The following is a 24,025-nucleotide window of genomic DNA, read 5'->3' as shown; positions in this document are numbered from 1 at the left end:
CTATGTAAATAAAATTATTCACATGTTGATAATATTGTTGATATGTTTATTTATATAAAGTTATTAATAGTAGTTACTATATAAAAAAATAAAGATATCAACAAGGTATAATCTCGGAAAAATGGCTAAGAATATATAAAGTGAATACAGGTTATATGAAATGGAACAACTTATTCACATGGTTATCCACACTTGTGGATAAAGTGAAAAATATAAACAACTTATTCACAGAACCATTTTATAATAGCATAAAAAATTGAAGTTATTCAACAAATTATCCACAAAAAATAATTTTGTGTATAAAATTATCAACAACTATCGAAAATCTTGACATTATAACACTTGACCTATATAATTAAAAAGTAAAACGTAAATTGCTATAAGTTTTGAATGGCATATAGTTTTTGGCTATAAAAATAATTGACTAAGGGGGTGTATTAGTAATGTTCATGACATACCAACCTAAGAAAAGACAAAGAAAAAGAGAGCATGGTTTCAGAAAAAGAATGAGCAGTGCAGCAGGTAGAAACGTAGTTAAGAGAAGAAGATTAAAAGGTAGAAAGAAATTGACAGCATAAGGGCCGCTTTTGTGGCCTTTTTCTGCAATTGCAGAAAAAAAGGAGAAAGATTGAAACTATGACAATGGAAAAACTCAGAAAAAATATTGAATTTAGAAATGTCTATAGAAGGGGAAAGTCATTCTCTAATGAACTGCTTGTCTTATATATATATAATAATAGAAGGAATAAAGATAAAAGTGGTACACCTTATAACAGAGTTGGAATATCTGTTAGTAAAAAGGTAGGAAAAAGTGTAGTAAGAAGTAGAGTTAAAAGACTGATTAGTGAGAGCTATCGTTTAAATAATGATAACGTTAGGACAGGTCATGATTTAGTTTTCATTGCAAGAGTGGCTATAAATGAAAAGACATACTGGGATATACAAAAAGCGATGATTAATTTATTTTATAAGGCAGGGTTAGCTGTAAATGAAAAGGATTTTAATAGGGTTAATTAATTTTTATAGAAAAGTTATATCACCTTTAAAAAAACCTTGTTGTATATATTATCCTACCTGTTCACAATATGCACTTGAAGCCATAGAAAAATATGGGGTATTTAAGGGTGGCTATATGAGTATAAAAAGAATTTTAAGATGCCATCCATTTCATGAGGGTGGATATGACCCCGTGAAATAGCGTTATAGGAGGTTAGGAATTTGTTAACGCCAATAGTAAATTTTTTGACAGAAATATTTAATGGGTTACATTCTTTTGTTTTAAATGTAGGGGTTACCCATAAAGGAACATCGTATGTTCTTGCTATTTTCTTATTAACTTTATTAGTAAGATTAATATTATTACCTTTAAATATAAAACAAATTAACTCACAAGCTAAAATGCAAGAGATTCAACCTCAAATTAAAGAATTACAAACTAAGTATAAAAATGATCCTCAAAAATCACAGGCAGAAATGATGAAACTTTATAAAGAAAACAACGTAAATCCATTCAGCGGGTGCTTACCTTTAATAATACAAATGCCTATACTATTTGCATTATACTATGTTTTCATGGGGATAAACGTAGAAGGTGCTTCATTCTTATGGATAAAGGATCTTTATGCACCAGATAAGTTTTATATTCTTCCTATATTATCAGCAGCAACAACTTATTTATCTTCATATCTAATGACAAAGAACTCAAATAATACTGGTCAAGAAAATACAGGTATGAATATGGGATCAATGAATATAGGAATGGCTATTATGATGGGCTTTTTTGCTATTAACTTTAGATCTGCTCTAGTTTTATATTGGATAATGGGTAATTTAATTCAAGTAGCACAAACTTATTTTTTAGTAGTTATACCAGCAAAGAAGAAAGCTTTAGAAGCGTAATTTTATAATCGTAATAGGTTAAAGTAAGACTATTTTTTAGCTTTGTAAGGTGGGTGAATATGGTATGATGAAAACTTTAGAAATGACAGGAAGAACTGTTGAAGAAGCTATAAAAAATGCTTTGAAAGAACTAAATGTAACGGAAGATAAGATCGAATATAAGGTAGTAGAAGAAGGTAGCAGAGGATTATTTAATTTAATTGGTACTAAACCAGCAAGGATTCTAGTAACAGTTAAGAGAGATTATATTCTTGAGGCAAAAAACTTCTTAAGAAATGTTCTTAATTTAATGGATATAAAAGCGGAGATAAGAATAAAGGAAGAACGAGATGTTGTGAATATTAATCTTGTTGGACCGAAAATGGGACTAATTATAGGTTATAGAGGAGAGACTTTAGACTCTCTTCAATATTTAGTAAGCCTAGTGATAAACAAGGGACATGATATTACTTATAAGAGAGTAGTTCTTGATACGGAAAATTATAGAGGTAAAAGAGAAGAAACTCTAAAGAGATTAGCTGAAAAAACTGCTTATAAAGTAAGAAAATCTGGAAGACCTTTCAAGCTAGAACCTATGAACCCATATGAAAGAAGAGTAATTCATTCTGCCCTTCAAAATGATTCATCTGTGTATACTTATAGTGAAGGGGAAGAACCATTTAGAAAAATAGTAATTGATTTAAGAAGAGGTCAAAAGGAAAGCCAATAGGGCTTTCTTTTTACTTTATACAAATTTATATAAATTTTGACTAACTTTTAATACTTATGTAAAATGAATATTAGCTTTTAGTGAGAGAGAACATACTTTTATAGACTTTTCAGTTTTTAAAGGAGGAAAAAATGAAAGAATTTGATACAATTGCAGCTGTTGCTACTGCAATGGGCGAAGGTGGAATCTCTATTATTAGGATTTCAGGAGATAATGTATTAAATATAGTATCAAAAATATTTAAGAGTAAAAGTGAAAAAAGTATTTTTGATATTAAAACTTATACTATGAGATATGGCCATATAGTAGATATAAATACTGAAGAAGTGATTGATGAAGTTATAATAAGTTTTATGAAGGGACCTAGAAGTTTTACTGCTGAAGATACAGTAGAAATTAATTGTCATGGAGGCGTGACATCTACCAATAGAGTACTACAAGAAGTTATAAAAGCAGGTGCTAGGTTAGCTGAGCCTGGAGAGTTCACAAAAAGAGCTTTTTTAAATGGAAGAATAGATTTAAGTCAGGCTGAAGCAGTTATAGATATAATAAGATCTAAAACTGAACTTTCTATGAAATCTGCAATGATTCAAAGTCAAGGGAAGCTTTCTCAGGAAATAAACATTTTAAGAGAAAGACTATTAAATGTTCTAGCTCTTATTGAATATGCAGTTGATTTTACAGAGGATGATGAAGAACCAGATGAAAGTATACCAATAAGAGTAGGAGAAGGACTTTCTTATGTAATTAGTCAAATTAATAGTTTATTGCAGAATGCAGATGAAGGAAAGTTAATAAGAGAAGGATTAAGTATGGTTATAGTGGGCAAACCCAATGTTGGAAAGTCTTCTCTTTTAAATGCATTGTTAATGGAACAAAGAGCAATAGTAACAGATATACCAGGAACCACGAGAGATGTTATTGAAGAGTATATAAGTTTAGATGGCATTCCTGTAAAGATAGTTGACACTGCTGGAATTAGAGAAACAGAAGATGTCGTTGAGAAAATTGGTGTTGAACGTTCTAAGGAAAAAATAAATGAAGCAGACCTTATTGTATTTATGCTTGATATGAGTAGAATGCTAGATGAAGAGGATAAAGAAATAATACAATTTATTAAGAATAAGAAGTATATTGTATTATTAAATAAGGTAGATCTTGAAAGAAAATTTTCCCTAGAAGCCATTAAGGATTTAGAAAATACTATTGAAATTTCAGCAAGAACTGGATTTGGTATAGATGACTTAAAAGAAAAGATAAAAGAATTATTCTTCAATGGTAAAATAGATACGGAAAGCATGATGGTTACTAATACTAGACATAAGCAAGCTTTATATAGAGCTAAGGAAAATTGTGAAATAGCTGTTGAAAAGGTTAGTAGTAATGAATTTCTAGATTTAATTTCAATATATGTAACTTCCGGGTTAAGAGCACTAGGTGAAATAACAGGTGCAGAACTTGAAGAAGATTTAGTAAATAAGATATTCTCAGAATTCTGTGTTGGAAAGTAGGAGTAGGTGTATGAAGTATATAGCAGGAGAATATGATGTAGTTATTATTGGAGCAGGTCATGCAGGATGTGAAGCTGCTTTGGCCTCTGCTAGAATGGGATGTAAGACTTTAATTTGTACAATTAATCTTGATAGTATAGCTATGATGCCGTGTAATCCTAATATAGGAGGAACAGCTAAGGGGCACCTTGTTAGAGAGATTGATGCACTTGGTGGAGAGATGGGGGTAAACATTGATAATACGTTTATTCAGTCAAGAATGTTAAATACATCAAAGGGACCAGCGGTTCACTCCTTAAGGGCACAAGCTGATAAGAAGAAGTATCAGGAAAGAATGAAGCATATATTAGAAGTACAACATAATTTATACATAAGGCAAGTTGAAGTTACATCAATAGATGTAAAAGATGGAAAAATAGTTGGAGTACATACTAGGAATGGTGCATATTTTAAGACAAAAGCTGTTGTTTTAGCTACCGGTACATATTTGAAAGGAAAAATAATAATTGGAGAAGTTAGTTATAGCGGAGGTCCAAATGGATTATTCCCAGCCAATGACTTGTCACAGTGTTTATTAGATTTAGGAATATCATTGAGAAGATTTAAGACTGGTACACCAGCTAGAATTAATAGCAGATCAGTTGATTTCTCTAAAATGATAGAGCAACCAGGTGATGAGAGAATAGTTCCATTTTCATTTATGAGTGGAGACTTAACAAGGGAACAAGTATCTTGTTGGTTAACATATACTAATGAAGAAACACACAACATAATTAAGAACAATATTTCAAGATCTCCTATGTATAACGGATTAATAGAAGGTATAGGACCAAGGTATTGTCCTTCTATTGAGGATAAGGTTATGAGATTTCCGGATAAGATGCAACATCAACTTTTTGTAGAACCAGAAGGTTTAGATACAGAGGAAATGTATGTTGGGGGGATGAGTTCTTCTCTTCCAGAAGATGTTCAAGTACAAGTGTTAAGAACTGTACCTGGGCTTGAAAATGCTGAGATGTTAAGAACGGCTTATGCTATAGAATATGATTGTATTGATCCAACGCAACTTAAATTAAGTCTAGAGTTTAAGAATATAAGTGGATTATTTGGTGCAGGGCAGGTAAATGGAAGTTCAGGATATGAAGAGGCAGGTGCGCAGGGAGTTGTAGCAGGGGTTAATGCTGCTTTAAAGGTAAAAGAAAAAGAACCAATGATATTAACAAGAAGTGATGGATATATTGGAGTTTTAATAGATGATCTTGTGACAAAAGGAACTAGTGAACCATATAGAATGATGACTTCAAGAGCTGAATATAGACTTTTGTTGAGACAAGATAATGCGGATTTAAGATTAACAGGTATAGGATATGAAGTTGGACTTGTCACAGAAGAGAGATATGAAAAATTCAATATAAGAAAGCAAAACATAGATAAAGAGGTTGAAAGGTTAAAAGATCTTCAAATAACTAATAAAAGAGAAGTAAATGAATTTCTTCAAACCTTAAACTCTGTAGAACTAAGAAAACCAGTAAGTATGTATGAGTTAATAAAAAGGCCAGAACTTGATTATTTTTCTGTAGCTCCATTAGATATGGAGAGAGAAGAACTACCTTATGATATAGGAGAACAAGTTAATATAGTAGCTAAGTATGAGGGATATATTGAAAAGCAGTTAGAACAGGTATCACAGTTTAAAAAATTTGAAAACAAGCTATTATCTGAAGATATAAATTATAATGATATTAAGGGATTAAGAATAGAAGCTATACAGAAACTTTCTAAGATAAGACCAAGAAGTATAGGTCAGGCCTCAAGAATTTCAGGTGTTTCACCTGCAGATATTTCTGTTTTATTGATATATTTAGAACAACACTTTAGAGTTAAGAAACAATAATGGAGGAACCTTATCATGGAATACTTTGAACTTATAGAGACAGCATGCAAATCAGTTGATATGAGTCTTACTAAAGAAAAATACGATAAGTTTATGCTTTATAAGGACTTATTAAAGGAATGGAATGAAAAAATTAATTTAACAGCTATAACTGAAGATGAAGAAATAGTTAAAAAGCATTTTATAGACTGTATAAAAGCTTTTAATGCAGAAGCTTTTAAGGAAGCACAGAATATCATAGATGTAGGAACAGGAGCAGGATTTCCAGGTCTTCCGATTGCTATCATGAGAGATGATGTGAAGGTAACACTACTAGATTCACTTAATAAGAGAATTAACTTCTTGAATGAGGTAGTAGCAAAGCTTAGCCTTAATAATGTAACTACAATTCACTCAAGAGCTGAAGATGGAGCTAGAAAAAAAGAATTAAGAGAAAAATTTGATATATCAACTTCTAGAGCAGTGGCAAATATGTCTGTACTTTCAGAATTATGTATGCCATATGTGAAGATTAATGGGAATTTTATTGCACTCAAAGGACCTTCCGTAGAGGAAGAATTAAATGAAGCAAAGAATGCTATAACCACTCTAGGTGGAGAACTTATAGATGTAATTAAGGTAGACATTGAGAAGACAGATTTAAGACATAATCTTGTTATTGTAAAAAAGGTTAAGCAAACCCCAGGTGTTTATCCTAGAAAAGCTGGAACAATTACAAAGAAACCATTAAAGTAAGGTTATATATGTTGGTGGATATTTTACATGATAATTACATATATTCAAATAATAACTAATAAGCTTAATTAATATTCAAAACCGTATTATGTAATAGTAAAATACAATGTATAGCTTAGTTTAAGGGACGGATGTGAAATATGCATAGGGATGTTATAGAAATTACTGTAGATAAAATAATTCCTAATACCTATCAGCCAAGAAAATCTTTTAATAAAGAAGCTCTTGAAGAGCTTTCAGAATCGATGAAGACTTATGGAATAATTCAGCCTCTTACTGTAAGAAAAAGAGGAGAAGTTTTTGAATTAGTTGCTGGAGAAAGAAGATTAAGAGCTGCTAAGATTGCAGATCTTACAACTGTTCCTTGTACAGTTGTAGATATAACGGATTCTCAATCTGCGCAAGTGGCTTTACTTGAAAATCTTCAAAGAGAAAATTTGAACTTTATTGAAGAAGCAGAAGCATATTATAACTTAATTCAAGATCATCACTTAACTCAAGAACAACTTGCGTTAAGGCTAGGTAAGAAGCAATCAACTATTGTCAATAAGCTTAGATTATTAAAGTTGAGCTTAGAAGTAAGAAAGTTATGTTTAGATAATAACTTGAGTGAGCGTCATGCTAAAGCTGTATTATCACTTCCGACAGAAAAACTTCAATTAAAGATATTAAGGAAAGTAATAAAAGAAGGAATTAATATTAAAAATACAGATATGTTAGTTAATAAAGAGATTCTTAAGCTTAATGGTAAGCAGTTAGTTAAGGATGAAAGACGGAAGATAACAGGAGTATTTTCAGCAAAGATTTATGTTAATTCAATAAAACAGATGTTTGATAAGTTTAAAATTCCTGCTGAATATAAATCAAAAGACTGTGGAGAATATGTTCAAATTATAGTAAATATACCCAAAATTAATATGAGATAGTTATAGTTAATGTTAAAAATTTATAATTATAAAGAAATTAGATCTAGCGATTAGTTTTTAAAGATAGTAAAGAAGTGTATCTAAACCATGAAATTAATGATGGTTTAGATACACTTTTTGTTTCACGTGAAACATTAAATTTATATTTTACCACTGATATAACTTATTTTTATAACTAAATATAAGTTAATCAGTCATTAATTACATTTTTTTCATCTTATCATGTTTAAGCTACTTTAATTATTGTAAATTAAAATATATAATATTATTATGGAAAAGGAGGATAAACCTCCTAATTTAATATTTGGGGGATAAAAATGAAAACTATTTGTATATTTAATCAAAAAGGTGGAGTAGGAAAAACAACAACAAATATAAACCTTTGTTCATATTTAGCCATGTCAGGGTATAAAGTTTTAGCTATAGATATTGATCCTCAAGGGAACACTACAAGTGGATTAGGATTTGATAAAAAAGAGTTAGAAAAATCAATGTATGATGTAATAACATCTGATGTTTCGATAAAAGAGATAATAAAACAAAGCCAATTAGTTAAGAACTTATATATTGCACCAACTACAATGGAGTTAGCAGGAGCAGAGGTTGAGATTATAGGGAAAAATAAGAGAGAAGTAATATTGCAAGAAAAACTTAAGGAAGTTGAAGATTTTTACGATTACATATTTATTGATTGTCCTCCTTCATTAGGAATTTTAACAATTAATGCACTTACTGCATGTGATTCAGTATTAATTCCTATCCAATGTGAATTCTATGCACTTGAAGGAGTGGGACAGCTTATAAATACAATCCAACTTGTGAAAAAATCTTTAAATAAGAACCTTCAAATTGAAGGGGTAATAATGACCATGTATGATTCAAGAACTAACCTAAGTAATGAAGTACTTAAAGAAGTAGAGAAGTATTTTAAGGATAAAGTATATAAAACTACTATTTCAAGAAATATTAGATTAGCTGAAGCACCTTCCTTTGGATTACCTATTATGCTATATGATGATAAATGTAAAGGTGCAGAAGCATATGAAAGCTTAACAAATGAATTCCTAGGTAGACAGGAAAGGGTGAATAAATTAAATGAGTAAGAAGTTTGGTTTAGGAAAGGGTTTAGGAGCTCTTATTCCTGAAGACAATCTGCTAGAAGAAGAAAATAAAAAAGAACAGAAAGTTTTAATACCTTTAAATAAAATAAAAACAAATGAAAATCAACCAAGAAAATATTTTGATAATGAGAAAATAGCTGAACTTAGTGAATCCATAAAGCAACATGGAATTATTCAACCTTTAATATTAAAAAAAGAAGACGATGTGTATATGATTATAGCAGGAGAAAGAAGATGGAGAGCTGCTAAGCAGATAGGATTAAAGGAAGTACCAGCTATAATTATGGATATAAATGATAGAGAGCTTCTTGAAATATCACTTATTGAAAATATTCAAAGAGAAGATTTAAATCCTATTGAAGAAGCAATAGCTTATCAAAGACTGCTAAATGATTTTCAGCTTACTCAGGGAGAGTTAAGTGAAAGAATAGGAAAGTCTAGAACTACAATAACTAATACTATGAGGCTTCTAAATTTAGATGAAAGAGTACAAAACTATATAATAGAAGGAATATTAAGTGAAGGACATGGTAGAGCTATATTAGGTTTACAGGATAATAGTAAACAATATGAGATTAGTCAAAAGGTAATTGATGAAGGGTTATCTGTTAGAGAAACAGAAAAATTTATTAAGATTATAAATGAAAATAAAGAGGAAAAGAAAATAAAAGAAAATAATAATCAACTAGACCGATATTACAATGATATTAAAGATAAGCTTCAGGGGCATTTAGGTACAAAAGTTAACATAAGTGATAGAAATAATAGAGGTAAGATAGAAATTGAATACTATTCACAAGAGGATTTACAAAGGATACTTGATATAATGAATATTTAGCATTTAATGTTTCACGTGAAACATTAAATGCTAAAAATACATAAGATAAAAAAATGATGCTTTGCTAGAAAGGATGAAAAAAGTGGAACTATTGCTAAACTTAGTAAATGACTTTGCTCCATATATACTTATAGGACTAATTATAATTATATTCCTTTTATCTATAATTATAATTGTGCTTTTTAAGGCGTTAGGTAAAGTAGAAAAAAGGTATAGAAAATTAATGAGAGGTGTTAGTACTAAAAACCTTGAACATATTGTTACATCTTATCTCGATAAAATTGATGAATGTAATAGAAAATCAGAGCATGCTCTAAAAGAATATATTAAATTAGATGATAAGATAAAAAGTTGTACACAAAAAATAGTTATGATGAGATATAAGGCATTTGAAGATATTGGAAGTGATTTGAGTTTCTCAATGGCTATTCTAGATGGAGATAATGATGGTGTAGTATTAACAGGTCTTTATGCCAGAAGTGGAAGTACAACCTATGCAAAGCCAATTGATAACGGAACTTCAAAATATGATTTATCAGAAGAAGAAATTACTGTGCTAAATAAAGCGATAAATCAAAATGTAGAAATATATAATAACTAAAGAATTGATTATTGAATAAAAACCTCCTTAGAAGTTAAGAATATTTCTAAAGGAGGTTTTTGTTATGAATATTTTTATTTCAAATGATCTCAAGGAGTTAAGGGAAAAATTGATAGAAAGAGGATATAATATTGTTTCATGTAACGAAGTTTATGATGCAATAATATGCAATTTAAAAGAGACAGATTTATCACAATTAAGAATGTGTAATAATTATAAGTCTAATGGTATATTAATAATAGATAGTGGAAGTAAAAATGTCGATGATATAGAAAATATATTAATAAATAGATCCTACTCATCATTATTTTAGAGAATGATGAGATAAGATATGTTTTACAGAAATGATTATTTTGATATTATTCCTTCAATTTGGTTATCTAGTAAGTTTTTCTTTCCTCCAACTGTCTTTAAAATACAATGATAGATACCTCTAGATATAGCATCTGCTATTGTCATTACTGTATAAAGTCTTGTATTTTGTAGAACCATAAACTCTAAATTTCCAGATATATTTACTACTCCAACTATACTTAAATGTCCTACTGGTGGAAGGTTTTTGTGAACTGCCATACCAGGGAAAAGTGGCTTTTTTTCTATAAATATCTTGCCTACATTTTGAATATCACTCAAGCATGCATCGATTGCTATAATAAACGGATTATTAAATTTAGACCTGATATCATTGAGGACTTCATCTAAATTTTTAGCATGGACAGGATTTTCTAGATTTCCATATACAAAAACATCATGTCTAAGCATATACTTTAATTTTTCTCCGACTAAAGGACCAAGGGAATCTCCTGTAGATCTATCAGTGCCAATGCAAATAAAGATTATAGGACGATGTTGTTTAAGTATAGGAGATAATTCCTTATATAAGTAATCTCGTATTAAAAATGGTGAATTGGTATCTGTTGCATCAGTAATAAAAGAATATCCCATAAAAAAACCTCCTTTATTGGAATTATTGCCAACTAAGGAGGTTTTTATACTAGACAACGTCTACTTTCTTTAGTATTTCATAAAACACAACTAAGAACATACAAAATATCATTCCTGAAATTCCATTAGCCTGAAGGCCTATGAATATTGCTGCTAGAACAGCAACTGGATTTAATCCGAGGGAGCTTGACATTATCTTTGGCTCAACTATTTGTCTAACTACAAATACAATAGCATATAAGATTAATAGACCTATACCAACAACGTAGTTTTTTGAAATTATATTTGTAATTGAAAGTGGTAAGTAGATAAGGGGCATACCAACAACAGGTAATAAATCTAAAAGTGCACATAATATACTTAAGACCAAAGCATACTTAACTCCAAAAATATTAAAACCTATTAGTGTAATTAAGAAGGTAATAAAAATCACAAATAAATAAGAAAGAAAATAATTTGCAAGCATTTTTTTTGCATGATTTGTTATTACTATAATTTTATCATTACCTTTAGTTATATAATTGAAGATATTACTTGGATTGGTTGATGAAATTCTATTTGTAAAAAAATATGTGGTTATTAAAGTAAAAATTATAACCATAACTATATACGGTATATAGCCTAGAATAGTTATGGTTCCTTGTACAATTGCAGTACCTGCAGAGATTGATGTATTAACAATGTTTGTTGCAGAAGTTGATAAGTTATTTTTTATAGAATCAGTAACTATAGGATCGATATTTAAGTTATAAAGGTAACCTTGTATTAAAGTAAAATAATCATATATGTTACTTGAGTTATTAGATATAATCTTTTGGAGATATCCAGTTAATCCTATGATTTCATTAATTAGTGAAGTAAAAATCATTACTATAATAAAGATTAATATTCCAAAAAATATCAAGGTACTTGTTATAGAAGCAATCCAACCCTTCAATTTTAACCTTTCAATCATTAGTCTAGTTGGATATTTTAGAATTAATGCAAAAAGCAATGCAAGCACAAATGGCATAGTATATTTTAGTGTTGCAAAGAATAGATAAAAACAAAGGGTATAGATTATAAAGAAAAAAGCCAACTTCTCTATTTTTTCTTGTAGATAGTTCATAATTCACCTCCTAATAATTTCCTTTATGGCATTTGTAAAAACATCCAGTTCATTAATAGTATTAAAGTAACCTAGGCTTATTCTTATGGTTCCTTCAGGATATGTACCTATAGTTTTATGTGCTAAAGGAGCGCAGTGAAGACCAGTTCTTGTAACAATTTTAAATTGGTTGTCCAAAATGTATGTAAGTTCAGAGGAATCCATATCCTTTATATTAAAGGATATGGTCGAAGTTCTAGGCTTTTTATCTATAGGTCCATATATTTCTACGTTTTCAATCTCAGAAAGGCAACTAATTAAATAATTAGTTAAAATAGCTTCTTTTTCTTCTATTGAAGAAATTCCTATCTTATTTATGAAATTTAAGCCAGCTTTTAATCCTACAATGCCAGGCATATTAAGTGTACCGCATTCAAATTTATCAGGAAGGTAATCAGGTTGATAAAGCGCATGAGATAAGCTTCCTGTGCCACCAACAAAAACTGGTAAGGCTATGTTATTAAGAATATCATCAATTAAAAATCCTCCTATGCCTTGAGGCCCTAATAAACCTTTATGACCGGTAAATGCTAATGCATTGCAATTTAATGATTTAAAGTCCAAAAGTAAAGAGCCGGCAGTTTGAGCTGAATCTATAATAAAGAAAATATTTCTTTGTTTACAAATATTACCTATTTCTTTAAGAGGTTGAATACTTCCTACTATATTAGAGGCATGAGAAAGAACAACAAGCTTTGTATTAGGTTTTATTTGTTTTTGAAAGTCTTTTATTTCTAGATAACCTTCTTTTGAACATTGAATAACATCAAGTTCAATCTTTTCTTCTTGTTCAAGTTTAAATAGTGGTCGTAAAACCGAGTTATGTTCCATGGAAGAGGTTATTACATGCCACCCTTCTTTAATTATACTTAAGAACAATATATTTAAAGATGATGTTATATTAGAAGTAAAAATGACATTCTCACTCTTATCAAAATTAAAAAAATCACAAAGAGATTCTCTACATTCATATACGATTTTACTGCTTTTAAGAGAAGTAGATGATGAACCCCTTCCTGCATTGCCCCCATAATAAGTCATATAATCTGTCATCGCTTGTATTACTTCCAAAGGTTTTGGAAAAGTAGTGGCCGCATTATCAAAATAAATACTCATGTTAATCATCCTTTAAGTTATCAATTTAATGATTTAAATAATAGTTTTTTATAATTATAATTATAATGCAAAGAAATAGTATTTTCACTAATATTTATATTTTTATACAAAAGTTTAAAAATTATAACACTGAAATATTTTATAAATAAAAATATTAATTTTTAGATAATATATGCATTAAATCGTATTAGTTCTTATAAGGTTCTACAGTTAATTATTAGTTTATTTAAGTAGTAATCATATTAAAGATTATTGTAAATTGATGAAATTTAGAATGATTTATAATATTTTTTACTATGAGTTTAATTATTAACTTGTTTCTTTATAGTATTTCTTTTAATATAATTATGATTGTACAAACTACTAAAGAGAAAGATATCTTTATGATTTGTCACAGGATTACGTATTATAAAAAATGTGGAGGTGGAAAAGCTTTGTCTAAAAGATAAAGCGATGGTAATGAATGAATATATAATTGTATTTAAAAACACACATGATGCTATTGAAGCGGAAAAAAGTATAAATGCAAAGGGTATAAAAATAATAGTTATGCCAACTCCTACTCATATAACGCAGAGTTGTGGTATAAGCATACGATTTAAGGAAGAAGAATTAAGTAAGGTAGAAGAATTAGCCAGAGAAGAAAAGGTAAAGTATAAAAATATTTACATTAAAAATAATATGCAATTTAAATTATATAAATAAAGGGGTGAAAATCATGATACTTTTGAGTACTCTTTTTTCTGTAGATTTTGACAATAGTGTTTTAAGAATAGGTAACCAAAGTGTGAATTTAGAAACAGTAAATAAAGTATTATTCAAAATTACAACTATTGTTATAATTGTTTTCTTAATGTACCTAGCTATCAAAATTGGCAATTCTCTAATTGATAAGTTTGTAAAGAATCAAGTAGAGAGCGATTTAAGATTTACTATGAACGAAAAAAAGGCTAATACTGTAGGTGAGGTATTAAAAAGTGTTCTTAAATATACTGTGTATTTTTTTGGGATAACAGCAGTACTCTCTTACTTATTTAATGGTATTTCTTTGACATTTGCTAGTATAGGTGGTGTAGCTGTAGGTTTTGGTGCACAAAGCTTGGTAAAAGATTTAATAAATGGTTTCTTTATCTTATTTGAGGATCAATATGCAGTAGGTGATTATATCACTGTAGGAAATTTAAATGGTATTGTAGAAAGTATAGGTATAAGAACTACAATACTTAGGGATTTTTCTGGAGATATCCACTTGATTCCTAATGGTACGATTTCTACTGTAACAAATCGTTCAAGAGGCAACATGAGAATAATGGTAGATATGGAAATAGCATATGAGGAAAATGTAGATAATGCGATTGATGTTATAAATGCTGTATGTGATAGGTTCTCAAAAGACAATAATGATATAATAGATAAACCACAAGTTATAGGTGTAACTTCGTTTACTCAGTCTGGGATAACTATTAGAGTTACAGGATCAGCTAAACCTATGACACAATGGGCTATTGAGAGAGAATTAAGAAAAGAAATAAAAAAAGAGTTAGATAGTCAAGGGATAGAAATTCCTTATCCAAAGACGCAAATAATTCAAACAGTAGAAAATAAATAGTTTATTTTAAGGAGGATTAAGGTGGCACAAACATTTTACCTTGGTGACGTAGTACAAATGAAAAAACAGCATCCTTGTGGAAGTTATGATTGGGAGATAATTAGATTAGGCGCAGATATAAAAATAAAGTGTGTTGGATGCGGTAGAATAGTTATGCTTCCACGAGTAAAATTCCAAAAGGGTATAAAGAAGATTATTAAATCTAATGTTGCGCAGCAGGAGGAATAGCATAGGAAATATACTACATTTATTCAATAAATTAAAATAAGAATACTGTTGCAAAAGTTGAAAGATAGTGTTAAAATAATGCATTGTAAGTCCCTGCAGTGCATATGCATTGCCGTTAGTCCAGAGGGAGGAGGTGAAATTGATGAGAAAGTACGAAACTATATTCATATTACACCCATCATTCGAAGAGGAAGCTGTTAAGGCTACAATCGAAAAGTTTAAAGGTGTAATAGAAAACGGTGGAGGAACTATTGATAATGTTGATTTCTGGGGTAAGAGAAAGCTTGCTTATGAAATCTCTAAAGTTAATGATGGTTACTACACTCTAGTAAACTTTACTGCTAACCCAGAGTTACCAAGAGAGTTAGACAGAATATTCAGAATCACTGATGGTGTTCTAAGACACATAATAGTTAAAGAAGAAAAGTAAGAGGTGGATTTAAATGAATAAGGTAGTTCTTATTGGTAGACTTACAAAAGATCCTGAGTTAAGATTTACTCCAGGAGCAGGAACTGCAGTAACCACCCTAACTTTGGCTGTTGATAGATATAACACTTCAACTGGTCAAAAAGAAGCTGATTTTATCCCAGTTGTTGTTTGGGGTAAACAAGCTGAATCTACTGCAAATTACATGAGCAAAGGAAGTCTCATGGCTATAGGTGGTAGAATTCAAACTAGGTCTTATGATGCCAAGGATGGTACAAAGAGATATGTCACTGAGGTAGTTGCTAGTGAAGTTCAATTCCTAAGTAAAGGAGCTGGAAATACTGCTAGCAAAGATAATGGTTTCGGTGGCGGTTCTGAATACGGAGCATCATCAAATAATACATTTGGTGGAATGAACTTCGAAGAGGATATGACTCCTGTTGATGATGGAGATATCCCATTCTAATTCTTAAAGGTAAGGAGGGAATAGCATGAGCAAAGATATGAAGAGAAATGGTAAAATGAGAAGATCAAAGAGAAAAGTTTGTTCTTTCTGTGTTGATAAGGCTGAAGCTATAGATTACAAAGATATCAATAAGCTAAGAAAGTACGTTACAGAAAGAGGAAAGATTCTTCCAAGAAGAATTTCTGGAACTTGTGCAAAGCATCAAAGACAATTAACTGATGCAATAAAGAGAGCTAGAAACATAGCATTATTACCATTTTCAACTGAGTAATAGATAAAGCCCCTGAGAACATCAGGGGCTTTTTTTGTATATAAGGAACAAATTTTTACACTAATGATTTATAATTATATTATGGGATAAAAATAAAAGTATATTAGACATGATTTAATATAAGTAAATAAGTTTATTATTAAGTATATTTATTTTAAAACTATATTAAATTAGAAAGTAAATTATTCAATATTTAGATTGAAGTTATTTGTGTTTAGAGGTAATATTTATTGAAATAAAGTTCAAAAAAAACTAAAATATATATATAAAAAATGGTATTTATGAGGGGTAGAATATATGAAGAAAGAAGAGTTTAATATTATGTCAGATATAAAGGCTATAGAATCACTTAAGGCACAGCTCATTTGTATAATAGGAGAGTTTTATAGACTTTTAACAAAAGGCAGCAATGTTGCTCATGATGCAATTATAGATTGTATTTCTGGAGCAATAATAATATTGTATATATTAGCTGAAAAACTTGGATACTCATTTTTAGAAGTTGATGATACTATGAAAAAAAAGTTAAAGATGGGTATAGTTGAAGAAGATTCAATTGAGAAGGAAGGAAAAAAATTAAGTAAACTTCATAATCATTTAAAAGAAAGGACTTAAATTGTACGGAGGAAATGATGAAGAAAAGTAAATATACTACAATATCAATTGTAGAAGCAGGTCTTATGTCAATTATTATATTTTTGCTTATGATGATGACTTCTTTTGTTCCTGTATTGGGTATGGTAGGAATGTTTTTATTACCACTTCCAATAACTCTACTTTATTTAAGATACAATAAAGCAGTAGCTTTTTTAGCTATAATGGTAAGTGCTATTTTGATAGCTATATTCAATAATCCTATAACAGCTATTGGATTAGCAGCTCTTTATGGATTTTCAGGTATAGCTATGGGATATTCTATCTCAAGAAAAATGAAAGCATTAAAGATAATTGGTATAGTTTTTATGTCTAATCTTATTGGAATATTAATAGATTATGGACTTTATGTTTACGTAACATTGGGTATATCGTTAACAAGTCTAATACAACAAATAGTAGATAGTATTAAGCAAAGTATAAATATTTATAAAAGTATGGGTCTTGATACTTCAAATAATCCTGCATATCAAGCTTTAGAGCAATTAGATGTTCATACTATACTAACTATACTACCTAGTGCAATAATTGTTTCAGTATTTATGTTATCACTGATAAATTACGTTATCACTAAAAGCATACTTTCAAGATTCAAATATGAAATAGATTCCATTCCACATTTCACAAAGTGGTATTTAGATAATAGGGTTGGAGCAGTATTAATTATATTAGTATGTATAGGTATAATATTAAATTCAAAACACATATTGATAGGAGAATACATCTTCTATAGCTCATTATCATTATTTCAATTTGTTATAATGTTTATAGGATTATCTATATCGGCATATTTTCTTAAATATAGATTTAATATATCTAATAAGATAATAATTGTAATATGTATATTTTTATTTTTCTCACAACTTAGTATGATTTTGTTTTATTTAGGATTATTAGATATGTTATTTGATATAAGAGCGATAGATCCTAATAGCTTAGGAAATGCCTTAAGAAATAAATTTAAGAAAAAGTAAGATATAAGCGGCCTCAATAAATTAATAAAGGGGGCAAATATATGAAGTTAATTAAACAAAATAGTAAAATAATGCTAGTAATTACAATAGTGATAATGATACTTTCTATAATATTATTTGTAGGAAAATTCAAAAATTCTGCGTTTGTTTTGTTAATGGTAGCTGCAGTTTATTTAGTATTTATATATAATTATTTCATTAACAAAGAGTTATATTGGCAAGAAAAAACAAACAATATATCTGATTTCATTAATGAGGTTATAAAAGAAAATATCTTAAGTCTTACTTATCCATTAGTAATTACCAACTCTATTGGAGAGATATTGTGGTATAATAGAAAGTTTCAAGAGACTTTTGGGGCAGGAGATTCCATAGGAGATAGCATTGCAGGAACTGTTAGAGGCATAGTTCTTGAAAAACTCTTAAAGTGTCAAAAGGGTATAGCGCAGAAGTTGAAAAGTAAGAAACACGTATATGAGGTCTATGCTAATAAAGTAGATCTTAATAATAAAGAGAATGTTATTGTAGTTTGCTTTAATGATATTACGTACCTTTCAGAGGGAACAAAGGAAAGTATAATGCTTATTGAAGTAGATAATCTTAGTGAGGTAGTAAAAAGCACTAAAGAAAATAATGCGCCTTTATTAGTTGCTGAAGTAGAAAGAACAATTAATACTTATGCTCAAAGTTTAAATGCAATGATTAAGAAGTATGATAATAATCAATATGTGCTTTCAGTTTTAGATTCTCATATAGATGTGCAAATTAATAAGAAGTTTGATATTCTTGATATAATTAGAGAAATTAACTTAGGAAACAAGCTTGAAATCACCTTAAGTATAGGCGTGGGTAGAGGGGGAGATTCTCCAGCTAAGAACCATGCTTATGCAGTAACAGCTAAAGAATTGGCATTAGGTAGAGGTGGAGATCAAGCTGTTGTAAAAAAAGGAGATAATTTATATTTCTTTGGAGGTAATACTAAGGAACTTGAGAAAAGAACTAGAGTTAGGGCTAGAGTAGTAGCTCATGCATTAAAGGATTTAATTTTTGAGAGTAGTAAAGTGTTTATAATGGGACATGTAAATCCTGACATGGATAGCTTTGGATCTGCGGTAGGTATTGCATCTGTAGTCAGACAGTTAGGTAAGCAATGTAATATACTTATAAATGATGATAATAAGGCTATAGAGTGCTTCTTAGAAAAGATAAAAAATACTAAAGAATATGAAGGTATAGTTATTTCTACAGAAGTAGCAAAGCGTACATTAGATGAGGATACTCTGGTTATAGTAGTAGATGTGCATAGCAGAGGTTATGTACTAGATAAGGAATTAATTGAAAGATGTCAAAAGGTTGTTATAGTAGATCATCATAGAAGAAGCCCTGATTTCATAGAGGGGGGCCTACTTACCTATATTGAAGTATATGCATCTTCTACTTCAGAACTTGTGACTGAAATGGTTCAATATATGTTAGATAAACCTAAACTCAGTCAGTTAGAAGCAGAAGGGTTGCTGGCTGGAATATGTATGGATACAAAGAACTTTTTCTTTAAAACCGGTGTAAGAACTTTCGAAGCAGCCTCTTTTTTAAGAAAATTAGGTGCTGATACAATAGATATAAAGAGGTTTTTTAGTAATGATTTAAATAGCTATATCAAGAAGGCTGAAACCATAAAATCTGCTGAAGTGGTAAATAATATTGCTATTGCAATCTGTCCACCAGATATAACACAAACTGTAATTGCTGCACAAGTAGCGGATGAGCTACTAAATATTACAGGTATTCAAGCATCCTTTGTTTTTGTTAAAATAAATAGGGACATTCATATAAGTGGAAGATCTCTTGGAGAGATAAATGTTCAAGTAATATTAGAGTCCCTTGGTGGTGGTGGGCATATGACAATGGCAGGTGTCAAGCTTACAGGTATGGCTATTGAAGATGCAAAACATAAGTTAAAAGAAGCTATATCAAAATACTTAAGGGAAGGTGAATAAAATGAAAGTTATTTTATTAGAAGATGTAAAGAAGCTTGGAAAGAAAGGGGATGTAATTAACACATCCGATGGGTATGCAAGAAACTACTTATTCCCAAGAAATTTAGCTCAAGAAGCGACAGGAGCAAACTTGCATGTTCTTAATGTAAAAAAGGAAAATGAAAGAAGAAAGAAACTTGCAGAAATTGAAGCTGCCCAAAAGCTAGCTGAAGAGCTTAAAAATAAAGAAGTTAAACTAAGTGTAAAAACTGGAGATAATGGAAGATTATTTGGAGCAATAACAAGCAAGGATGTAGCAGAGCTTATAAAGAAGCAGTATAACTTAACAATAGATAAGAAAAAGATTGTTATGGATACATTAAAGCAAGCTGGGGTTTATGAAGTTGAAATAAAGATTTACCCAGAAGTTACAACTAAGATGAAGGTTGTTATTACTCCACAAGTATAAGGAGGATTTAAATATTGAAATCACAAAATAATGTTGATGTTATACAAGATATTTTTCAAAATGGAATGAACTTAGAATCACAAGTAAATGTACTTTTTGAAGTAGCTAAAAATGTTCTTGATGATGGAACTATAAAAGCAAGAAATGTTAGACACAAATTAAATAAATATATGAAATCAAATAATATATATGAGAGGCTTTATGCACTAAACAAGATAGTTTCTGATGGTAAGGGATTAAAGGTTGTTCCAACAGCTAATAATGTTCATGAGGCACTTGAAGATACTTATAAATGGATTTCTGATGAGCTTGCAAGAAAGTATATACAAAATAGAATTGAAGGTCAAGTAGAACAGGCACTTTTAGAAAAACAAGAAAAGTATATTGATGAGATGAGATTAGGCATCATCAGAAAGCAGAAGGGTCCTGAAAATGCAAAGACTTTGAAGAAGTATGCAATGCTTGAGAAGTTAGATGCAAAAACTCCAAATAAAAATGTAATGAGTTTACTAAGACCAGCAAATTTTGAGGAGGTTGTAGGACAGGAGAGGGCAGTAAAATCTTTATTGTCAAAGTTAGCTTCTCCATATCCACAACACATAATACTTTACGGACCTCCAGGAGTAGGTAAGACTTCTGCTGCTAGATTAGCTTTAGAAGAAGCTAAAAAGCTTATTTTTACTCCATTTAATGATGAGTCTAAGTTTGTTGAAGTTGATGGAACAACTTTAAGATGGGATCCAAGAGAGATAACAAATCCACTTTTAGGATCAGTGCATGATCCAATTTATCAAGGTAGCAAGAGAGACTTAGCAGAAATAGGAGTGCCAGAACCAAAACCAGGTCTTGTAACAGAAGCTCATGGTGGAGTACTTTTCATAGATGAGATTGGAGAGTTAGATGAAATTCTTCAAAACAAGCTATTAAAAGTTCTTGAAGATAAGAGGGTAGAATTCTCATCTTCATATTATGATCCAGATGATGAGAATACTCCTAAATATATAAAGTATCTTTTTGAGAATGGTGCACCAGCAGATTTTGTTTTAATTGGTGCAACCACTAGAGATCCAGGTGAAATTAATCCTGCCTTACGTTCAAGATGTACAGAAGTGTATTTTGAGCCACTTTCATCAGGAGATATAAAGATTATTATTTCTAACGCTTCAAGTAAACTTGAAATAGAGCTTGAACAAGGAGTAGATGAACTTATATCAAGATATACCATAGAAGGTAGAAAGGCAGTGAATATCTTATCTGATGCTTATGGATATGCTCTTTATAACGTTAAGGATAATGTTCCAGAAAAGTTAAAAGTAACTTTAAAGGATGTAGAAGAGGTAATATCAATAGGAAGATATATTCCTTATGAAAGAATAAATAAATCAGCACATGAAGAAATTGGTCATGTGTATGGTTTAGGGGTTAGTGGATTCCTTGGTTCTACTATAGGAATTGAAGCAATGGTATTTGAAGCAAGAGAAAAGGGAGCCGGTCAGGTTAGATTTAATGATACTGCTGGTTCTATGGCAAAGGATTCTGTGTTTAATGCAGCATCTGTCATAAGAAAGATAACAGATAAGGATATAAAAGATTATGATATTCATGTAAATGTTATTGGCGGAGGTAATATAGATGGACCTTCAGCTGGGGCAGCCATTACTGTGTGTATAATAAGTGCTCTCCTAAATAAACCTTTAAGACAAGATTTAGCAATAACAGGAGAAATATCCCTAAGAGGAAATGTAAAGCCTGTTGGAGGAATATTTGAAAAAGTATATGGTGCCAGAAGAAAGGGTATCAAGCTAGTAATAATACCTAAGGATAACGAAAAAGAAGTTCCTATGGGCTTAACAGATATAGAGGTTAAAGCAGTAAGCACCATTGAGGAACTTATGGAAATTGTTTTTGACTAATAGATTAGAGCTTTCCTTTTAAAGGAGAGCTTTAATTTATTTATGTATTTCTAGAAAAGAGCAAGAGAAAAAAATTTAGCTATTATTACAAAGATTTAGTTATCAAATGGTACAGTTATATTATTTGTAGTTTTAGAAAAAAATATTACTCTTTATTTTTATAAAGTAAAATTTTCTTGATAAATATATAAAAAGTATTCATAATTAAAAATGCGAATGGTAATTTGAAGAGGAGTGAGACCATATGGATGCGCCTATTATGAGAAGTTTACCTCAGAGTATAGAAGCGGAGCAGTCTGTATTAGGTTCTATGATAATAGATAGGCAGGCAATAGCTCAGGCAGCAGAAAGCTTAACAGGGGAAGATTTCTATAGAGATGCACATAAGGTGATTTTCTCAAGCATAGTAGAAATGTTCCAAAGAGATGAAGCTGTTGATCTTGTAACTCTTTTAGAATATTTAAAATCAACAGATAAGCTTGAGAAAGCAGGGGGAATTACTTATGTTACTGAGATAAGCGGTTCTGTTCCTACCACTGCAAACTTGAATTCATACATAAAGATTGTTTCAGAAAAATCAACTTTAAGAAAGCTTATAAGATCCTCAACAGAAATCATAGAGGACTGTTATAACAATCAAAATGAAGTTGAAAAGGTAATGGATGGTGCAGAAAAAAGAATATTTGATATAGGAGAAAAAAGAACTACAGGGGATTTTGAGCCTCTTAGTGCAGTACTTGAAAGAAGCTTCGAGCAGATAGAAAGAATTTTTAATGACAAGGGAGAGATAACTGGAGTCAGTTCTGGTTTTAGAGATCTAGATGCTAAAACTTCTGGTTTCCAGAAGGGGGATATGGTACTGATAGCTGCAAGACCTTCTATGGGTAAAACCACTTTTGCTCTTAATATTGCGGAACATGCTGCATTAAGAGATGGAAAGAGTGTAGTTATATTCTCTCTAGAAATGTCTAAGGAACAGCTTGCTTATAAGCTTCTATGTTCTGAGGCAAATGTAGATATGCTAAAACTTAGAACAGGAAATTTAGAGGATAAGGATTGGGAAAACATTGCAAGGGCAGCAGGACCATTAGCAGCAGCAAAAATATATATAGATGATACTGCTGGAGTTTCTGTTATGGAAATGCGCTCTAAATGTAGAAGACTTAAGATAGAATATGGAATAGACTTAATACTTATAGACTACCTTCAGCTTATGTCTGGAAGTGGTGGTGAGAGTAGACAGCAAGAAGTTTCTGAAATATCAAGAAGTATTAAGGCATTAGCTAAGGAGATGCAGTGCCCAGTTGTAGCACTTTCTCAGCTTTCACGTGCACCAGAGCAAAGAGCAGACCATAGACCAATGCTTTCAGACCTTAGAGAATCAGGTTCTATAGAGCAGGATGCAGACCTTGTTATGTTCCTTTATAGAGATGAGTATTATAATAAAGAAACAGAAGAAAAAAATGTTGGTGAATGTATAATAGCAAAGCAAAGAAATGGTCCTGTTGGTACTGTTAAGCTTGCTTGGCTTGGACAATTCAGTAAGTTTGGTAATCTTGATGTTGTTCATAAAGAGTAAAAAGGGTAATACTACTT

28 protein-coding genes are annotated in these 24,025 nt (G+C 30.3%); 25 read left to right on the top strand and 3 right to left on the bottom strand.

Features of this window, described 5'->3' with window-relative positions; translation table 11 throughout:
• Window positions 1-443 precede the first annotated feature (443 nt).
• The 13 genes from rpmH (at window position 444) to CPJCM30710_RS08210 (ending at window position 10,547) form a co-directional block, all read left to right on the top strand.
• Complete coding sequence (rpmH, locus tag CPJCM30710_RS08270; RefSeq protein ID WP_212903695.1) at window positions 444-578, top strand: 50S ribosomal protein L34; 135 nt, start codon at window positions 444-446, stop codon at window positions 576-578.
• A 58-nt stretch (window positions 579-636) separates the two neighbouring features.
• Window positions 637-1,017 carry a ribonuclease P protein component gene (rnpA, locus tag CPJCM30710_RS08265; protein WP_212903694.1) on the top strand — a complete coding sequence of 127 codons (381 nt, stop codon included), beginning with the start codon at window positions 637-639 and terminating at the stop codon, window positions 1,015-1,017.
• A complete protein-coding gene (yidD, locus tag CPJCM30710_RS08260; protein ID WP_212903693.1) occupies window positions 989-1,198 on the top strand; it encodes a membrane protein insertion efficiency factor YidD in 210 nt (69 codons plus the stop codon). The genes rnpA and yidD overlap by 29 nt, the downstream gene beginning before the upstream one ends.
• Window positions 1,199-1,218: 20 nt before the next feature.
• Complete coding sequence (gene yidC / locus CPJCM30710_RS08255; RefSeq protein ID WP_212903692.1) at window positions 1,219-1,899, top strand: membrane protein insertase YidC; 681 nt, start codon at window positions 1,219-1,221, stop codon at window positions 1,897-1,899.
• A 67-nt stretch (window positions 1,900-1,966) separates the two neighbouring features.
• The gene (gene jag / locus CPJCM30710_RS08250) at window positions 1,967-2,608 is read left to right on the top strand and encodes an RNA-binding cell elongation regulator Jag/EloR (protein ID WP_212903701.1); all 642 of its coding nucleotides are present in this window, start codon (window positions 1,967-1,969) and stop codon (window positions 2,606-2,608) included.
• Window positions 2,609-2,739: 131 nt separating this feature from the next.
• The gene (gene mnmE / locus CPJCM30710_RS08245) at window positions 2,740-4,119 is read left to right on the top strand and encodes a tRNA uridine-5-carboxymethylaminomethyl(34) synthesis GTPase MnmE (protein WP_212903691.1); all 1,380 of its coding nucleotides are present in this window, start codon (window positions 2,740-2,742) and stop codon (window positions 4,117-4,119) included.
• 10 nt (window positions 4,120-4,129) lie between these two features.
• Entirely contained in the window at window positions 4,130-6,013 is a 1,884-nt protein-coding gene (mnmG, locus tag CPJCM30710_RS08240) for a tRNA uridine-5-carboxymethylaminomethyl(34) synthesis enzyme MnmG (protein ID WP_212903690.1), read from the top strand.
• Between the two features lie 15 nt (window positions 6,014-6,028).
• Entirely contained in the window at window positions 6,029-6,748 is a 720-nt protein-coding gene (rsmG, locus tag CPJCM30710_RS08235; protein WP_212903689.1) for a 16S rRNA (guanine(527)-N(7))-methyltransferase RsmG, read from the top strand.
• Window positions 6,749-6,888: 140 nt separating this feature from the next.
• Window positions 6,889-7,674, top strand: a complete 786-nt coding sequence (locus tag CPJCM30710_RS08230) for a ParB/RepB/Spo0J family partition protein (RefSeq protein WP_212903688.1) — start codon at window positions 6,889-6,891, stop codon at window positions 7,672-7,674.
• Between the two features lie 317 nt (window positions 7,675-7,991).
• Entirely contained in the window at window positions 7,992-8,777 is a 786-nt protein-coding gene (locus tag CPJCM30710_RS08225) for a ParA family protein (protein ID WP_212903687.1), read from the top strand.
• A complete protein-coding gene (locus CPJCM30710_RS08220; protein WP_212903686.1) occupies window positions 8,770-9,633 on the top strand; it encodes a ParB/RepB/Spo0J family partition protein in 864 nt (287 codons plus the stop codon). The genes CPJCM30710_RS08225 and CPJCM30710_RS08220 overlap by 8 nt, the downstream gene beginning before the upstream one ends.
• A gap of 82 nt (window positions 9,634-9,715) precedes the next feature.
• Entirely contained in the window at window positions 9,716-10,234 is a 519-nt protein-coding gene (locus CPJCM30710_RS08215) for a DUF4446 family protein (RefSeq protein WP_212903685.1), read from the top strand.
• A gap of 64 nt (window positions 10,235-10,298) precedes the next feature.
• Window positions 10,299-10,547: a YkuS family protein gene (locus tag CPJCM30710_RS08210; RefSeq protein WP_212903684.1), complete on the top strand. Its 249-nt coding sequence runs from the start codon at window positions 10,299-10,301 to the stop codon at window positions 10,545-10,547.
• A 35-nt stretch (window positions 10,548-10,582) separates the two neighbouring features.
• Here CPJCM30710_RS08210 and yyaC read toward each other — a convergent pair whose 3' ends face one another.
• The 3 genes from yyaC to CPJCM30710_RS08195 are packed head-to-tail and all read right to left on the bottom strand — an operon-like array spanning window position 10,583 to window position 13,442.
• Window positions 10,583-11,179: a spore protease YyaC gene (yyaC, locus tag CPJCM30710_RS08205; RefSeq protein ID WP_212903683.1), complete on the bottom strand. Its 597-nt coding sequence runs from the start codon at window positions 11,177-11,179 to the stop codon at window positions 10,583-10,585.
• Window positions 11,180-11,228: 49 nt separating this feature from the next.
• Entirely contained in the window at window positions 11,229-12,287 is a 1,059-nt protein-coding gene (gene ytvI / locus CPJCM30710_RS08200; protein WP_212903682.1) for a sporulation integral membrane protein YtvI, read from the bottom strand.
• Between the two features lie 3 nt (window positions 12,288-12,290).
• Window positions 12,291-13,442, bottom strand: coding sequence for an aminotransferase class V-fold PLP-dependent enzyme (locus tag CPJCM30710_RS08195; protein ID WP_212903681.1), 1,152 nt, complete (start codon window positions 13,440-13,442; stop codon window positions 12,291-12,293).
• 423 nt (window positions 13,443-13,865) lie between these two features.
• Between CPJCM30710_RS08195 and CPJCM30710_RS08190 the strand changes: the two genes are divergently transcribed.
• From CPJCM30710_RS08190 to CPJCM30710_RS08135, 12 genes are all read left to right on the top strand, one after another.
• Window positions 13,866-14,147: a DUF3343 domain-containing protein gene (locus CPJCM30710_RS08190; protein ID WP_246503495.1), complete on the top strand. Its 282-nt coding sequence runs from the start codon at window positions 13,866-13,868 to the stop codon at window positions 14,145-14,147.
• Window positions 14,148-14,160: 13 nt separating this feature from the next.
• Complete coding sequence (locus CPJCM30710_RS08185) at window positions 14,161-15,051, top strand: mechanosensitive ion channel family protein (RefSeq protein ID WP_212903680.1); 891 nt, start codon at window positions 14,161-14,163, stop codon at window positions 15,049-15,051.
• A gap of 21 nt (window positions 15,052-15,072) precedes the next feature.
• On the top strand, window positions 15,073-15,279 hold the full coding sequence (locus CPJCM30710_RS08180; protein WP_212903679.1) for a DUF951 domain-containing protein: 207 nt from the start codon (window positions 15,073-15,075) through the stop codon (window positions 15,277-15,279).
• A gap of 142 nt (window positions 15,280-15,421) precedes the next feature.
• Entirely contained in the window at window positions 15,422-15,709 is a 288-nt protein-coding gene (gene rpsF, locus CPJCM30710_RS08175) for a 30S ribosomal protein S6 (protein WP_212903678.1), read from the top strand.
• Window positions 15,710-15,722: 13 nt separating this feature from the next.
• The gene (locus tag CPJCM30710_RS08170) at window positions 15,723-16,172 is read left to right on the top strand and encodes a single-stranded DNA-binding protein (RefSeq protein WP_212903677.1); all 450 of its coding nucleotides are present in this window, start codon (window positions 15,723-15,725) and stop codon (window positions 16,170-16,172) included.
• 25 nt (window positions 16,173-16,197) lie between these two features.
• Window positions 16,198-16,443: a 30S ribosomal protein S18 gene (rpsR, locus tag CPJCM30710_RS08165; protein WP_212903676.1), complete on the top strand. Its 246-nt coding sequence runs from the start codon at window positions 16,198-16,200 to the stop codon at window positions 16,441-16,443.
• Between the two features lie 297 nt (window positions 16,444-16,740).
• Complete coding sequence (locus CPJCM30710_RS08160) at window positions 16,741-17,058, top strand: MazG-like family protein (RefSeq protein WP_212903675.1); 318 nt, start codon at window positions 16,741-16,743, stop codon at window positions 17,056-17,058.
• A 17-nt stretch (window positions 17,059-17,075) separates the two neighbouring features.
• Window positions 17,076-18,071: a YybS family protein gene (locus CPJCM30710_RS08155; protein WP_212903674.1), complete on the top strand. Its 996-nt coding sequence runs from the start codon at window positions 17,076-17,078 to the stop codon at window positions 18,069-18,071.
• A gap of 41 nt (window positions 18,072-18,112) precedes the next feature.
• Complete coding sequence (locus tag CPJCM30710_RS08150) at window positions 18,113-20,068, top strand: DHH family phosphoesterase (RefSeq protein ID WP_212903673.1); 1,956 nt, start codon at window positions 18,113-18,115, stop codon at window positions 20,066-20,068.
• A 1-nt stretch (window position 20,069) separates the two neighbouring features.
• Window positions 20,070-20,516 carry a 50S ribosomal protein L9 gene (rplI, locus tag CPJCM30710_RS08145; RefSeq protein ID WP_212903672.1) on the top strand — a complete coding sequence of 149 codons (447 nt, stop codon included), beginning with the start codon at window positions 20,070-20,072 and terminating at the stop codon, window positions 20,514-20,516.
• Window positions 20,517-20,530: 14 nt separating this feature from the next.
• A complete protein-coding gene (gene lonC, locus CPJCM30710_RS08140) occupies window positions 20,531-22,429 on the top strand; it encodes a Lon family ATP-dependent protease (protein ID WP_212903671.1) in 1,899 nt (632 codons plus the stop codon).
• Window positions 22,430-22,673: 244 nt separating this feature from the next.
• Entirely contained in the window at window positions 22,674-24,008 is a 1,335-nt protein-coding gene (locus CPJCM30710_RS08135; protein WP_212903670.1) for a replicative DNA helicase, read from the top strand.
• Window positions 24,009-24,025: the final 17 nt, after the last annotated feature.

Origin of the sequence: Clostridium polyendosporum (genome assembly GCF_018332455.1) — a bacterium.
GTDB lineage: Bacteria > Bacillota > Clostridia > Clostridiales > Clostridiaceae > Clostridium_AY > Clostridium_AY polyendosporum.
This window is presented reverse-complemented; position numbering and strand designations above follow the sequence as displayed.

Bases quoted from the DNA above. Each gene is read 5' to 3' on its own strand.
- rpmH (WP_212903695.1), top strand. From the start codon at position 444: ATGTTCATGACATACCAACCTAAGAAAAGACAAAGAAAAAGAGAGCAT.
- rnpA (WP_212903694.1), top strand. From the start codon at position 637: ATGACAATGGAAAAACTCAGAAAAAATATTGAATTTAGAAATGTCTAT.
- yidD (WP_212903693.1), top strand. From the start codon at position 989: ATGAAAAGGATTTTAATAGGGTTAATTAATTTTTATAGAAAAGTTATA.
- jag (WP_212903701.1), top strand. From the start codon at position 1,967: ATGAAAACTTTAGAAATGACAGGAAGAACTGTTGAAGAAGCTATAAAA.
- mnmE (WP_212903691.1), top strand. From the start codon at position 2,740: ATGAAAGAATTTGATACAATTGCAGCTGTTGCTACTGCAATGGGCGAA.
- mnmG (WP_212903690.1), top strand. From the start codon at position 4,130: ATGAAGTATATAGCAGGAGAATATGATGTAGTTATTATTGGAGCAGGT.
- rsmG (WP_212903689.1), top strand. From the start codon at position 6,029: ATGGAATACTTTGAACTTATAGAGACAGCATGCAAATCAGTTGATATG.
- CPJCM30710_RS08230 (WP_212903688.1), top strand. From the start codon at position 6,889: ATGCATAGGGATGTTATAGAAATTACTGTAGATAAAATAATTCCTAAT.
- CPJCM30710_RS08225 (WP_212903687.1), top strand. From the start codon at position 7,992: ATGAAAACTATTTGTATATTTAATCAAAAAGGTGGAGTAGGAAAAACA.
- CPJCM30710_RS08220 (WP_212903686.1), top strand. From the start codon at position 8,770: ATGAGTAAGAAGTTTGGTTTAGGAAAGGGTTTAGGAGCTCTTATTCCT.
- CPJCM30710_RS08210 (WP_212903684.1), top strand. From the start codon at position 10,299: ATGAATATTTTTATTTCAAATGATCTCAAGGAGTTAAGGGAAAAATTG.
- yyaC (WP_212903683.1), bottom strand. From the start codon at position 11,179: ATGGGATATTCTTTTATTACTGATGCAACAGATACCAATTCACCATTT.
- ytvI (WP_212903682.1), bottom strand. From the start codon at position 12,287: ATGAACTATCTACAAGAAAAAATAGAGAAGTTGGCTTTTTTCTTTATA.
- CPJCM30710_RS08195 (WP_212903681.1), bottom strand. From the start codon at position 13,442: ATGAGTATTTATTTTGATAATGCGGCCACTACTTTTCCAAAACCTTTG.
- CPJCM30710_RS08185 (WP_212903680.1), top strand. From the start codon at position 14,161: ATGATACTTTTGAGTACTCTTTTTTCTGTAGATTTTGACAATAGTGTT.
- rpsF (WP_212903678.1), top strand. From the start codon at position 15,422: ATGAGAAAGTACGAAACTATATTCATATTACACCCATCATTCGAAGAG.
- CPJCM30710_RS08170 (WP_212903677.1), top strand. From the start codon at position 15,723: ATGAATAAGGTAGTTCTTATTGGTAGACTTACAAAAGATCCTGAGTTA.
- rpsR (WP_212903676.1), top strand. From the start codon at position 16,198: ATGAGCAAAGATATGAAGAGAAATGGTAAAATGAGAAGATCAAAGAGA.
- CPJCM30710_RS08160 (WP_212903675.1), top strand. From the start codon at position 16,741: ATGAAGAAAGAAGAGTTTAATATTATGTCAGATATAAAGGCTATAGAA.
- CPJCM30710_RS08155 (WP_212903674.1), top strand. From the start codon at position 17,076: ATGAAGAAAAGTAAATATACTACAATATCAATTGTAGAAGCAGGTCTT.
- CPJCM30710_RS08150 (WP_212903673.1), top strand. From the start codon at position 18,113: ATGAAGTTAATTAAACAAAATAGTAAAATAATGCTAGTAATTACAATA.
- rplI (WP_212903672.1), top strand. From the start codon at position 20,070: ATGAAAGTTATTTTATTAGAAGATGTAAAGAAGCTTGGAAAGAAAGGG.
- CPJCM30710_RS08135 (WP_212903670.1), top strand. From the start codon at position 22,674: ATGGATGCGCCTATTATGAGAAGTTTACCTCAGAGTATAGAAGCGGAG.